The following is a 13,273-nucleotide window of genomic DNA, read 5'->3' as shown; positions in this document are numbered from 1 at the left end:
TAAGATGGGGGAATTTAATTGTTAATGAATATAAATTTCATATAAATCAAAATTCGTTGTTATTTTTAGCTTTTTTATCTGCCATGCGCCATCAAGGGCAGCGTCTGATTGAAGCGGTAATCAATTGAAAATGTATATTAAAGCTGTCAGATACCGTATTGGCTAAAGCTGACAGCTTTTACTGGATAAAGATGGAAATTATTTCAGCCAGCCTTTTTCCTTCGCTGCTTCTAATTGTGGTAGAAGGTATTGCCACAGTTCCGGATAACTTTCGGCAATAAAATGGAGCAGGTTGTAAACTTGTTCAAAGCGAATGTTATTTTCGACCCAACTCTGGCCTTGATTATGCAGGTTCATAAATACAGGCATGATCCTGTCGAGTGTTTTGGCAAAACGCGCTTCGGGGGTAAGGGCATCTTCATATTCGTGCCACAGTTCCAGAAAATATTCTCTCTGTGCTTCCGGCAGTAAACCGAAAATACGGTTAGCTGCTTTAACTTCCTGTTCTTGAATGGCTTCACGGGCAGCCAGATCGAATGCAATCACATCACCGGCATCGATTTCAACAATGTCATGAATGAGGGCCATCTGCATGACACGACTGATATCCACATCGCCAGCATAAGGAGCAAAGCCGAGAACGGCAATAGCGAAATGCCAGCTATGTTCAGCGGAGTTTTCATGTCGGGTATTGTTCAGTAATTTCGTTTTGCGATGAACATACTTCAATTTATCCAGTTCCATGATAAACGCGATGACATCAGTAAAAGGGCCGAAATTAACAGGAGGTACAGCTAATGACATATGGAAACCTCAACAATTATTTTTCTTCGTCTAATGAGTAGGGTAATGCTTGGATCGTGAGGGCATGGCCTTCATCTTCACGGACACGGAAAACACTCTCTGTTTCCATATCATTGTTCATGACAACTTGCACCCAGATTAAACCGTCAGCCAGTTTAACCGCAGCCAACACTGAACCTGTCCGGCGCCATTTATCACCCAACTGCCATTCCAAATCATCGCCAGCGGCAGGCAAAGAAGAGGCACTACCGGCCAACCAGTACATAGCTCGCTTATTTGCACCGCGGTACTTGGCACGTGCCACCATCTCCTGACCGGTATAACAACCTTTCTTAAAATTGATACTATTTTCGATTGCCTGAAGATTTGTCGCTTGAGGAATAAGCTGTGCGCTGCTGGCTGCATCAATCACAGGAAATCCCGCTTCAATTTCCAGCGCCAGCCACTGTTGACTGTTATTCAATTGTGATTGCAACTTCTCGACGAACATTTCGGTTAATTGAGCTGCGGTTGTGCTGTCCGTGACTAAAAGAAAACGTTCAGTAGGAAGTGATAAATGGAGAAGTGTTGTCGCTTCATGTTGGATAACAGGAGATTCGGCGTCGGGCAGAGCAGGGAAGAAGGTTGCCAATGCTTTCCGGCTTCCTGTTCCCGCAACACCGAGCAGGACACTTTCGTCATCTTTGGCAAAAGTCACTTTGGAAAAAACAGCATACTTTTTCAATTCAGTTAATTGCGTGTCCAATACGGAATGACGTTCAATATAGGCAAAACCTTCTCCACGTCGAAACAGCCGTAGATTACTCCACATTTTTCCTTTGGCATCACAATGCGCAGTTAACACATGTTGGTTTTTATCCAGGGAAGCTATGTCTGTTGTTACTTGACCTTGCAGATATTTCTCCGCGTCAGCGCCAATGGTGGTCACCATTCCCCAATCCTCAAGGGAAATTAAAGTCAGTGGGAGTGTTGCTGAAGGGAGGGGAGATTGTGCAGAAAACGGAATTTGGTAAGCCATAACAACTCCTGCCAGTAAACTATCTGAGAAATAACGCTAATGGTAAAAGAGAAGTTGCTTCATGCAAAGGGGTTATTCCCGTTATTTACCTTTCAAACATTCGTTGTTGTGTTGTTGCGATACGCTTCTCAAGTTGTCGATATATCCAGACATTCAGCCGTAGCAGATGATGAAAAACAGGTTAGAATCGTTGATAATCCCGCTTGATGAAAAATGATAAAGAGGCTTTTTAAACATGGATATTGGTAATAAAGCGCGTATTCACTGGGCATGTCGTCGTGGAATGCGTGAATTGGATATTTCTATCATGCCATTTTTTGAGTATGAATATGATTCCTTGAATGATGACGACAAGCGGATTTTCGTTCGTTTGCTGGAGTGTCCGGACCCTGATCTTTTCAACTGGCTGATGAATCATGGGCGTCCTGAAGATGATGAGCTTTTTCATATGGTGCAATTGATCCAGAGCAGAAACCAAGCCCGTGGTCCTGTGGAACAATAAATTAAGCATCTCCCGCCAGACTTGCCTGTTTTCTATCGGTGCACATGGCGGCATCGCTGTGGCGGCTTTATTGGCGCCGTGGCCGACAAACGGTATTTTTTTCTGGCTCCCATTGCTTGCGATTATCATAATTAGTTGGATATGGAGTCAGAAAAATATTCGCCAGTGTCAGGGGCGATTGGTGCTATTTAAGGGCAATAAAGTGCACTGGCAAAAAGCAGCGTGGATCATCGCTCAACCACCGTGGTTTAGCCGCTATGGAATGGTCGTTATACTTCATGCTCTTGTGCAGGCAGAAAATGCACGCCATCAGTCACCAGTCAGATTGTGGGTGGCATCCGATAGTCTGTCACCAGAAGCATGGCGCCATCTAAACCAGCTTATGCGCCAATATTCTGTTAAAAAATAGCTAAAAAACCGTCAGAATAAGGCTTCCATTTCAGCCAATATCTGCATACACCATTCACTTAAACGCTCATCGGTTTGTTCGAACTGGTTTACATCATCCAGAGCTAGCCCGACGAACTGCTTACCATCATCAGATAGCGGTTTGGGGCTGGTAAACTCATAACCTTCTGTTGGCCAGAAACCAATAAACTGTACACCTGTTGGTCGCAGATGATGATACAGCATGCCTAATGCATCCAAAAACCATTCACTGTAATCGATCTGATCTCCCATGCCATACATGGCAACGATTGTTCCTGCCAGATCCAGTGACGGAAGCTGATCCCAAATAGCCAGCCAATCTTCTTGCAGTTCTCCGAAATCCCACGTTGGCATACCGAGGATCAAGACAGAATACTCTTCCATCAATTGCGGATCACAATCCTTGACATTATGCAGATCGATGAGATCTTCACCGAGTATATCGCGTATTTTTTCTGCTACCATTTCTGTATAGCATGTACTGGAGCCGTAAAAGAGACCAATTTTCATCATTATTTATCAGGAAGTTTCGAATATCAGGGGTGGCATTGTAACAGAATAATCGCTTTTTCAGGCATAATAGCCGATTGGAAGGCGCATATAGAAAGGAGGGCTTGTGCCAAGAAAACACAACCTATCAGAAAGCCATTTATCAGGAAATAAGGCATCAGAAAAAGATTTATCAGAAAACAGCTCTCCGAAACAATATCCAACGGCTAATCCCCTGATAGAACAATTTCTCGATACCATCTGGCTGGAAAAAGATTTGGCTGAGAATACGCTGGCTTCTTATCGGCTTGATTTACAAGCTCTGAACAATTGGCTGGTGCATTATGACCATGATTTACTTACTGTACAGTCTATAGAGCTACAATCATTTTTGGCTGAACGGGTAGACGGCGGTTATAAAGCGAGTAGTTCAGCCCGCTTGCTAAGTGCAATGAGGCGGTTGTTTCAGTATCTTTATCGTGAAAGAATGCGGGAAGATGATCCAACTGCGTTATTATCTGCGCCTAAATTGCCTAAACGTCTGCCCAAAGATTTAAGCGAAAAACAAGTTGAGAATTTGCTCAACGCGCCTGTGACTGAACAGCCGATTGAACTGCGGGATAAAGCTATGCTTGAAGTGCTTTATGCGTGTGGATTACGCGTCTCGGAATTGGTTGGACTGACGTTATCGGATGTGAGTTTACGTCAAGGTGTGGTCAGGGTAGTCGGTAAGGGAAATAAGGAAAGATTAGTCCCTTTAGGGGAAGAAGCAGTTTACTGGCTGGAAAATTATCTTGAGCATGGGCGCCCTTGGTTATTGAATGGCGCGGTATCTGATGTATTTTTCCCCAGTAAGCGGGGAACGCAGATGACACGCCAAACTTTTTGGCATCGGATCAAACACTATGCCGTATTGGCCGAAATTGATGCCGAACGCTTGTCACCCCATGTTTTACGCCATGCTTTTGCAACACATTTACTTAATCATGGCGCTGACTTACGCGTTGTGCAGATGTTACTGGGCCATAGTGATCTCTCTACAACTCAGATTTACACTCATGTAGCAACCGAACGCCTTAAGGTGCTGCATCAACAACATCATCCTCGTGGGTAACTGCGGAGAAAGATGCAAATAAGGAACAAACAATGAAGAAAATTGCGTTTTGCCTTTCTTTAATACTGACTGCTTTTGCCAACAATGCTTTTGCCAATAATGCCTTCGCTGATGAAAGCCCTATCAATAAGTCACTGGCTAAAATGGGAATCAAGGCAGAAAATATTACCCCATCACAGATTTCTGGCGTGAGTGCAATTTTAACTGATCACGGCATTATTTATATGTCTAATGATGGTAAATATTTGTTACAGGGACCACTGTATGAAATGAGTGGCAAAATACCCAAGAATGTCAGTAATCAGGTTTTGGTTAAAAAGCTGGAAGCTTTGAAAAATCAAATGATTATTTATAAAGCACCGAAAGAAAAACACGTTGTTACTGTCTTTACTGATATTACTTGTGGTTATTGCCGCAAGCTGCATGAAAGTATGCAAGAATATAACGATCTGGGGATTACTGTTCGTTATCTGGCATTTCCTCGTCATGGCCTGCAACACGAATCAGCCAAAGAGATGCAGTCTATTTGGTGCAGCGCGACACCGAACAAATCTCTCAATGCGGTTTTCAAAGGTGACAAGGTTTCTCCAATTAAAGAATGTAAAACTGATATCGAGAAACAATATCAGCTAGGCTTGCAATTTGGCGTTCAGGGTACACCAGCGATTATTCTTGAAGATGGTAGTGTGATTGGTGGTTATTTGTCGCCGAAAGATTTATTAGCTATGTTGGATCAACGTGGTGAATAACTGATAATGCATCAAGAAACACAACTCCGCCGCCGACCGGAGGCGGATTTCAGCCAGCTTCCCAACAATATTCATCCGTTATTGCGCCGTTTATACGCCATGCGTGGTATACGTCAGGCAGATGAACTGGAGCGCGGTGCAAAGGGATTGCTTAATTACCAATCCCTTAACGGCATTGAACAGGCAATTGCTTTGCTTATCACAGCATTGCATGAACATTGGCGTATTGTGATCGTCGGAGATTTCGATGCGGATGGGGCGACCAGTACCGCATTGTGTATTCGTGCATTGCGTGCAATGGGATATCGTCGTCTTGATTATCTTGTTCCCAACCGTTTTGAAGACGGTTATGGCCTGAGCGTTCAGGTTGTTGATGAAGTCGTCAAAAAAGGCGCAGAGCTGATTATCACAGTGGATAATGGGATCTCATCCCATGACGGTGTCACTGCGGCACATCAACACGGCATTAAAGTTATTGTCACCGATCACCATTTGCCGGGTGAAACATTGCCCGCCGCCAATGCCATTATCAATCCCAATTTGGTGGATTGTGCCTTTCCTTCCAAGGCATTGGCGGGTGTTGGCGTCGCATTTTATCTGATGTCCGCACTCAGGGCGGAATTACGCCAATTGTCATGGTTTGAGCAGCAAGGCATATCATTACCTAATCTGGCGGAATTACTGGATTTAGTGGCATTAGGCACGGTGGCAGATGTGGTTCCCCTTGATACCAATAATCGTATTTTGGTATATCAGGGACTAAATCGCATTCGGGCAGGGCGATGCTGTGCGGGAATACGGGCATTGCTTGAAGTTTCCAAACGAGAATCCACAAAACTGGCTGCCAGTGATTTGGGCTTTTCATTAGGGCCACGATTAAATGCTGCTGGTCGTCTGGATGATATGTCTGTTGGGGTGGCGTTATTGCTTACAGATGACATGATGCAAGCGCGTCAGATCGCTTGTGAGTTGGATGGCTTGAACCAGACTCGTCGGGAAATTGAACAAGGCATGCAGCAAGAAGCCTTGCAGATATGCGATAAAATCGAACGCACCCATACCCAATTACCCTATGGCCTGGCGATTTACCATCCTGAATGGCATCAGGGCGTAGTGGGTATTTTGGCCTCGCGTATTAAAGAACGCTTTCATCGTCCGGTTATCGCTTTTGCCCCTGCTGGGGATGGTACGCTAAAAGGATCGGGCCGCTCTGTACATGGCTTGCATATGCGTGATGCGCTTGAACGCCTTGATACCCTGCATCCGGGATTAATGTTGAAATTTGGTGGTCATGCGATGGCAGCGGGATTGTCGATTGAACAAGACAAATTTGACCTATTTCAGCGCCATTTTTCTGCATTAGTGGCAGATTTACTGGACATCTCCCAACTTGAAGGTGTGGTCTGGAGTGATGGGGAACTGGCATTGGATGAGTTGTCGCTGGAAGTTGCAGAAATCCTGCGTGACGGTGGCCCGTGGGGACAGGCGTTTGCAGAGCCAGTATTTGACGGTAAATTCAAGTTGCTACAACAGCGAATTGTTGGTGAAAACCATCTGAAAGTGATGCTTGAACCATTAAATGGCGGACCAATGCTGGATGGCATCGCATTTAATATTGATGTTAATCGCTGGCCGGATAACAGCGTCAAAACGGTAGAACTGGCTTATAAATTGGATATTAACGAATTTCGTGGTAATCGGGATGTACAGCTTTTGATCCAGCATATTTGGCCTTACTGAATTGCCATCATCTGATGATGTGGTAAATCTGCGGAAATGCTATAAACCCAGTGATAGATCCGTTAGAATACGCGGTTCGAAAATATCCATGCGACCATCATTTATTCATAATACACAACGTATAAGACACAAAATATGTTTGAAATTAATCCGGTAAAAAACCACATTCAGGACCTGTCTGAACGGACAGCAGTTCTGAGGGGGTATCTTTGACTATGATGCCAAGAAAGAACGCTTAGAAGAAGTTAATGCTGAACTGGAACAGCCTGATGTCTGGAATGAACCGGAACGGGCACAGGCGTTGGGTAAAGAGCGTTCATCACTGGAAAGCATCGTAGAAACCATCGATCAACTTGATCAGGGATTGGAAGATGTGAATGGTTTGTTGGAATTGGCTGTTGAGGCTGATGACGAAGAGACCTTCAATGAAGCAGTCGCTGAATTGGAACAGTTAGAAGAAAAACTGGGCCTGCTTGAATTCCGTCGTATGTTCTCCGGCGAATATGACAACGCAAACTGTTATCTGGATCTTCAGGCAGGTTCTGGCGGTACAGAAGCACAGGACTGGGCCAGCATGTTGATGCGCATGTATCTGCGTTGGGCTGAATCGAAGGGCTTTAAGACAGAAATCATTGAAGAATCTGATGGTGACGTTGCAGGTCTGAAATCCGCCACTATCAAGATTGTAGGTGAATATGCTTATGGCTGGCTGCGTACAGAAACGGGCGTTCATCGCTTGGTACGTAAGAGCCCGTTTGACTCAGGTGGCCGCCGTCATACATCATTCAGTTCTGCCTTCATCTATCCAGAAGTAGATGATGATATTGATATTGAAATCAATCCGGCTGATTTACGTATTGATGTATACCGCGCCTCTGGTGCTGGTGGTCAGCACGTCAACAAAACTGAATCGGCTGTACGTATCACCCACGTACCGACTGGCACCGTCACTCAATGTCAGACAGACCGTTCTCAGCATAAAAACAAAGACCAGGCGATGAAACAGTTGAAAGCGAAACTGTACGAACTGGAAATGCAGAAGAAGAATGCTGATAAACAAGCAATGGAAGAAAACAAATCGGATATTGGTTGGGGCAGTCAGATCCGCTCTTACGTTTTGGATGATTCCCGCATTAAAGACTTGCGTACCGGTGTAGAAACCCGTAACACGCAATCTGTGCTGGATGGTGATTTGGACAAATTCATTGAAGCAAGCTTAAAAGCTGGCCTATGAGGAACTAAAATGTCACAACAACAGCAGGGAGCTGAACAAGCTCCTGACTTAAATAATGAACTGAAAACACGCCGTGAGAAACTGGCTGTACTGCGCAGCAACGGCATTGCTTTCCCAAATGATTTTCGTCGCGAAAACATTTCCGAAGATCTGCACGCAAAATACGATGGCAAGACGAAGGAAGAGTTGGAAGAGCTGGATATCGAAGTGACCGTTGCTGGTCGCATGATGACACGTCGTATCATGGGCAAGGCATCTTTTGCAACCTTGCAGGACAAGGGCGGCCGCATTCAGATCTACGTTTCCCGTGATGACTTGCCGGAAGGTATTTACAATACTCAGTTCAAAAAATGGGATTTGGGTGACATTTTAGGTGCACGCGGTAAGTTGTTCAAAACTCAAACGGGTGAACTTTCCATTCACTGTACCGAACTGCGTCTGCTGACTAAAGCATTGCGTCCACTGCCGGATAAATTCCACGGTTTGGCGGATCAGGAAACCCGCTATCGCCAGCGTTATTTGGATTTGATCGCGAACGATGAATCCCGTAAGGCATTCCAGATTCGTTCTCGCGTGATGTCTGCATTGCGTAACTTCATGACCCAGAAAGACTTCATGGAAGTTGAAACGCCAATGATGCAGGCGATTCCGGGTGGTGCAAGTGCGCGTCCATTCATTACGCACCACAATGCGCTGGATATTGACATGTACCTGCGTATTGCGCCAGAACTGTATCTGAAACGTCTGGTTGTCGGTGGTTTTGAGCGCGTTTTCGAAATCAACCGTAACTTCCGTAACGAAGGCGTTTCTCCGCGTCACAACCCTGAGTTCACCATGATGGAACTCTACATGGCTTACGCGGATTACCAAGATTTGATCGTGCTGACCGAAGAACTGTTCCGTACTCTGACTCAAGAAGTGTTGGGGACAACGCTGGTGCAATATGGTGAGCAAGAATTCGATTTCGGCAAACCTTTCATCAAAATGACCATGAAAGAAGCGATCTGCAAATATCGTCCAGAAACCAATATGGCAGACTTGGATGATATGGATAAAGCCGTTGTTATCGCGAAATCCTTGGGCATTGACGTTGAAAAAGGTTGGGGCTTGGGTCGAGTTCAGTGTGAAATCTTTGAAGAAACCGCAGAAAGCCACTTGATTCAGCCGACTTTCATTACAGAGTATCCGGCAGAAGTTTCTCCGTTGGCACGTCGTAACGACGAAAACCCATTCATTACTGACCGTTTTGAGTTCTTCATCGGTGGTCGTGAAATCGGTAACGGCTTCTCGGAGCTGAATGACGCGGAAGATCAGGCAGAGCGTTTCGCAGAGCAAGTTCGCCAGAAAGACGAAGGTGATGACGAAGCGATGTTCTACGATGAAGACTACATCACTGCACTGGAACATGGCCTGCCACCAACAGCGGGCTTGGGGATTGGTATCGACCGTATGGTGATGTTGTTCACTAACAGCCATACTATCCGTGACGTTATCCTGTTCCCGGCAATGCGGCCGAATAAATAATCATTTTTTGATTAAAATCCGCTAAACGCCCTGCCAGTTACTCTGGCCGGGCGTTTTTTTTATATATAAGAAAGAATGAAACAACTGGCTGAAATATAGATAAATATTAACGATAATCACTTGCTGAGATCCGGTAACAGGTATATATTTGTCAGCGCTACTTCACTGATGCGAGTGTAGTTCAATGGTAGAACGAGAGCTTCCCAAGCTCTATACGAGGGTTCGATTCCCTTCACTCGCTCCAAATAAACCTCTTCCACCGTCTACAAAAGTCCATTAAACCCAGATAAATCAACAACTACTTCTAAGTCCTTATCTCTCTAAGTCTCTTTGAGTCTATTGAAATCCACCCACTTTTGGTGGTACATATGGGGGTACTTTATACCTCCTGATTTCGAGTACCCCCAATATGAAACTAACAGCCAAGCAAATCGAAGCCAGTAAGCCCAAAGAGAAAGACTACAAGTTGTCGGATGGCGGTGGGTTGTATCTGTTGATTAAATCTAATGGTAGTAAATACTGGCGACTTAAATACCGTACAGACGGCAAAGAAAAGCTATTAGCCATTGGGGTATATCCTACGGTAACGCTAGCTGATGCCAGAAAAAAACGAGAGGAGGCAAAGCGCTTGCTGGTGGATGGGATAGACCCTAATCAGAAACGGAAAGAGCAGAAGAAAGCAGCAGAGAATGACAGAGCCAATACCTTTAAAAATATCGCCCTAGAGTGGTATGGAAAACGTGTTGACCGTTGGTCAGCTTCTTATGCCGAAGAAATGATAGAAACGTTTGAAAAAGATGTTTTTCCGTATATAGGGGACAAACCTATCGCCGAAATCAAGCCAATGGAACTTATGGCTGTTTTATCTCGGATAAATGATCGTGGTGCAACAGAGAAATTAAGAAAAGTCCGTCAGCGTTGTGGTGAGGTATGGCGATATGCGGTAGTAACAGGTAGAGCGGAATATAATCCAGCTCCTGATTTAGCATCTGCATTTATTCCACATAAAAAAACACATTATGCATTTTTGGTTTTTGATGAAATACCCGAGTTTTATAAAGCTTTAAACTCTTATACGGGCAGTTTTATAGTAAAAATGGGGGTAAGATTACAAATGATAACAGGAGTTCGCCCTGGGGAATTACGTAAAGCAGAATGGAGTGAAGTTGACGTTAATAAAAAACTGTGGGAAATACCTGCTGAAAAAATGAAGAAAAGACGTCCTCATATTATTCCGTTATCAAATCAGGCCATTGATATTTTGGAACAGATAAAACCTATTACAGGCCATGGGAAATATATTTTCCCCGGCAGAATAAATCAATCAAATCCAATGAGTGAAATGGCATCAACTGCATTAATTAGGCGCATTGGTTATGCGGGGCGTGTAACTGGACATGGCTTTCGTCATACCATGAGTACGATTTTATATGAGAAAGGTTATAACACTGATTGGATTGAAACGCAGCTTGCTCATGTTGATAAGAACAGAATTAAGGGGACATACAATCATGCTCAATATCTGGATGGTCGTAGGGAGATGCTTCAATGGTATGCCGACTACATGGATGCACTCGAACGGGGCGAAAATGTGGAGCCTAGAAAATTTGGGAAACGTGTTTAATTGGATGAATAGACAGTGGTAATTGTCTTTAGTAGACTATCCAAGACGTTAAAAAATAAAGCTATGCCTAGGCTGATCACCGAAAACCCGTACACCTCTACGGGCTGGCATAGCTCCTACCAATAGAGGGTGCGGGGTGATGGAATGGCAAGAGCAAAACCTAAAGAAATAACTTCATGGTTTGATATAAATAGATATGAGCAATTATTAGATTTAACAGTGTTAGAGGTTATTGATGATTTGAAGAATAGAGTATTTTCTTTATATGATTACGAAGATGAAGACGACGCAGATGATGATTCTCCAACATTTAATATTGATGAAATAAGAAAGTCAATATTTAGAGGTTTGGAAAAAGGGTTGGTTAATTACAGCAGTTTAATTACCCATGATATAATTTCTGATTTACATAATGGTTCTGATGAAGAAAATATTTCGGTTACAACAGATGAATCCTTTGATAAAAATCAAGATATTGAATTCATTGTAAATGGACACCCTATAAGATGTGTTGATTATTTTAATAAAGAATATGATGAGTATTCTATTGAGGGAGAGTCTTGCAACTTGTTTAATGTTGGCGATTTAATATCCTACTATAAGGCCTTGTTAAGACAGGGGGAAATAATAGAAGAGGTTAATAAACCTGTCAAAGTAATTGATGGAAACATATTTTCGAGCATAAACAAAGTTGGTTATTTAGGAGATTGGTTTAATGATGAGTTGGTAGTTAAATTTAATATAGAGAATTATTCTGATGATGAACTACTTACAGAATTTAAAGGGCTTTTAAAGATATGGAGGCTTGGGGCAGGAATAGATGAACCTGAAAAAAACAATAATAGAATTGGATTATCTTCATTAAAGAAAATATTCAATTATAAAGTATTTCCTTTCATTGATTTAATGTTATGGGAGAAAATAAACCAAAAGAAAATCAGCAATGAATTATACGCCAGATTATTATTCCCTCTAAGTGAAGGAAATATAATGGGAGGGGTTCAAATTAAAGACACCGTTAAACCATTCGTTGAAAGAATAGTTTTCGGTGATTTTTTACGATATTTATCGTTCTATGTAAAGAAAAATGAGTACCTCAAAGATATGAGATTTTCAGATGTCATGGAACTCACCGAAGTTTAAGTCCGATGGTTTTGGTAGATAAAACATTTTTGTGATTATGTCTATCTAAAACAAGATAATGAAATGACAATACCCCTGTAATCTAACAAAGTCCGCTATGGAATATTAAGGGAAAGTTAACAGGGGGCTACATGCCAACAATCACAGCATCGAAAGTAAACCTTATCCGCTTACCCGAAGTTCAACGCAGAACCGGCTATGGTAAAGCGTGGATCTACAAACTCATTCAAGCAGGCCAATTCCCTAAGCAAGTCAAAATAGGCACTCGCTCAGTTGCTTTTATTGAGTCAGAAATAGATGACTGGATATCACAACGCATCGCTGAATCTCGCAGCGAGGTGATGTAATGTCAAAATTCATATTACCTACCGATGAACAGCGAAAATATATTCTTTCCGTTTATGGTGAAATTGAAAGACGAATAAGAGAAAAAGAACGCGAAAGAATATCTGGAATTTCTCGCAGCCATTGCCATAAATTAGAAACACTAGGTTTATTTCCGCCCCGTTGTCATTTTGGGCGTAATTCATGTGCGTGGCTATTAAGTGATGTTTTATGGTAGGTACGCAACCCGCCCACAGTAGAGAACGTAAATAACTCCTATAGCCGAAAATCAAATTAATTAAGACAGGGTAAAAATATGACATCTAAAAAGGCGGCCTTAAATGGTCAGGGACTCGCTCACGCCCAAAATCAGACTAGCGGGATATTAGTCAATGGGTTGCCAATTGAATTAGTGAGTCAATGGATAGAGATATGGACTAAACAAAGTTTCGCTGCCTCAGTATCAAAGTAAGCGGCCAATTAAGCAGTGTATTTACATGATGTCGCCCATATTCACGTTCCACGGGAGCAGATCGTGCAGAGGATCGTTGGGATGGCGTTTGGGGAGCTCCGTAAAAA

15 protein-coding genes and 1 tRNA gene are annotated in these 13,273 nt (G+C 43.2%); 13 read left to right on the top strand and 3 right to left on the bottom strand.

Features of this window, described 5'->3' with window-relative positions; translation table 11 throughout:
• Window positions 1-198: 198 nt before the first annotated feature.
• Window positions 199-804, bottom strand: a complete 606-nt coding sequence (locus tag AAC854_RS00495; RefSeq protein WP_340615409.1) for an HD domain-containing protein — start codon at window positions 802-804, stop codon at window positions 199-201.
• A 16-nt stretch (window positions 805-820) separates the two neighbouring features.
• The gene (gene ygfZ / locus AAC854_RS00490) at window positions 821-1,822 is read right to left on the bottom strand and encodes a tRNA-modifying protein YgfZ (protein ID WP_340615408.1); all 1,002 of its coding nucleotides are present in this window, start codon (window positions 1,820-1,822) and stop codon (window positions 821-823) included.
• Between the two features lie 235 nt (window positions 1,823-2,057).
• On the opposite strand from ygfZ, the gene sdhE reads away from it, so the two are divergent.
• Window positions 2,058-2,324, top strand: coding sequence for an FAD assembly factor SdhE (sdhE, locus tag AAC854_RS00485; protein ID WP_273548195.1), 267 nt, complete (start codon window positions 2,058-2,060; stop codon window positions 2,322-2,324).
• The gene (locus AAC854_RS00480; protein WP_340615407.1) at window positions 2,305-2,733 is read left to right on the top strand and encodes a protein YgfX; all 429 of its coding nucleotides are present in this window, start codon (window positions 2,305-2,307) and stop codon (window positions 2,731-2,733) included. Before sdhE ends, AAC854_RS00480 begins: the two co-directional genes overlap by 20 nt.
• Window positions 2,734-2,744: 11 nt before the next feature.
• On the opposite strand, the gene fldB is transcribed toward AAC854_RS00480, so the two are convergent.
• Entirely contained in the window at window positions 2,745-3,263 is a 519-nt protein-coding gene (gene fldB, locus AAC854_RS00475; protein WP_047963642.1) for a flavodoxin FldB, read from the bottom strand.
• Between the two features lie 214 nt (window positions 3,264-3,477).
• Between fldB and xerD the strand changes: the two genes are divergently transcribed.
• The 11 genes from xerD to AAC854_RS00420 all read left to right on the top strand — a co-directional run bounded on the left by xerD (window position 3,478) and on the right by AAC854_RS00420 (window position 13,166).
• On the top strand, window positions 3,478-4,356 hold the full coding sequence (xerD, locus tag AAC854_RS00470; protein WP_047963643.1) for a site-specific tyrosine recombinase XerD: 879 nt from the start codon (window positions 3,478-3,480) through the stop codon (window positions 4,354-4,356).
• A 32-nt stretch (window positions 4,357-4,388) separates the two neighbouring features.
• The gene (gene dsbC / locus AAC854_RS00465; RefSeq protein WP_340615406.1) at window positions 4,389-5,105 is read left to right on the top strand and encodes a bifunctional protein-disulfide isomerase/oxidoreductase DsbC; all 717 of its coding nucleotides are present in this window, start codon (window positions 4,389-4,391) and stop codon (window positions 5,103-5,105) included.
• Window positions 5,106-5,111: 6 nt separating this feature from the next.
• On the top strand, window positions 5,112-6,845 hold the full coding sequence (recJ, locus tag AAC854_RS00460; RefSeq protein ID WP_340615405.1) for a single-stranded-DNA-specific exonuclease RecJ: 1,734 nt from the start codon (window positions 5,112-5,114) through the stop codon (window positions 6,843-6,845).
• Between the two features lie 135 nt (window positions 6,846-6,980).
• Window positions 6,981-8,079 (top strand): peptide chain release factor 2 gene (prfB, locus tag AAC854_RS00455; protein WP_152671536.1). Its coding sequence is split into 2 segments (ribosomal slippage): window positions 6,981-7,055 and window positions 7,057-8,079, totalling 1,098 coding nucleotides; the frame shifts between segments, so codons are not numbered across the junction.
• A gap of 9 nt (window positions 8,080-8,088) precedes the next feature.
• Complete coding sequence (gene lysS / locus AAC854_RS00450) at window positions 8,089-9,603, top strand: lysine--tRNA ligase (RefSeq protein ID WP_340615404.1); 1,515 nt, start codon at window positions 8,089-8,091, stop codon at window positions 9,601-9,603.
• A gap of 170 nt (window positions 9,604-9,773) precedes the next feature.
• Window positions 9,774-9,847: transfer RNA gene (locus AAC854_RS00445), tRNA-Gly, on the top strand.
• 165 nt (window positions 9,848-10,012) lie between these two features.
• Window positions 10,013-11,227, top strand: coding sequence for a tyrosine-type recombinase/integrase (locus AAC854_RS00440; protein WP_340615403.1), 1,215 nt, complete (start codon window positions 10,013-10,015; stop codon window positions 11,225-11,227).
• A gap of 144 nt (window positions 11,228-11,371) precedes the next feature.
• Window positions 11,372-12,370 (top strand): DUF6387 family protein, encoded by a 999-nt coding sequence (locus tag AAC854_RS00435; RefSeq protein WP_340615402.1) that lies wholly within the window; start codon window positions 11,372-11,374, stop codon window positions 12,368-12,370.
• A 131-nt stretch (window positions 12,371-12,501) separates the two neighbouring features.
• Window positions 12,502-12,717 (top strand): helix-turn-helix transcriptional regulator, encoded by a 216-nt coding sequence (locus tag AAC854_RS00430; protein ID WP_340615401.1) that lies wholly within the window; start codon window positions 12,502-12,504, stop codon window positions 12,715-12,717.
• Window positions 12,717-12,932, top strand: a complete 216-nt coding sequence (locus AAC854_RS00425; protein WP_340615400.1) for an AlpA family phage regulatory protein — start codon at window positions 12,717-12,719, stop codon at window positions 12,930-12,932. The genes AAC854_RS00430 and AAC854_RS00425 overlap by 1 nt, the downstream gene beginning before the upstream one ends.
• A 78-nt stretch (window positions 12,933-13,010) precedes the next feature.
• Window positions 13,011-13,166 (top strand): hypothetical protein, encoded by a 156-nt coding sequence (locus AAC854_RS00420; RefSeq protein ID WP_340615399.1) that lies wholly within the window; start codon window positions 13,011-13,013, stop codon window positions 13,164-13,166.
• The last annotated feature ends 107 nt before the right edge of the window (window positions 13,167-13,273 follow it).

Origin of the sequence: Xenorhabdus entomophaga (assembly GCF_037996725.1) — a bacterium.
GTDB classification, from domain to species: domain Bacteria; phylum Pseudomonadota; class Gammaproteobacteria; order Enterobacterales; family Enterobacteriaceae; genus Xenorhabdus; species Xenorhabdus khoisanae.
This window is presented reverse-complemented; position numbering and strand designations above follow the sequence as displayed.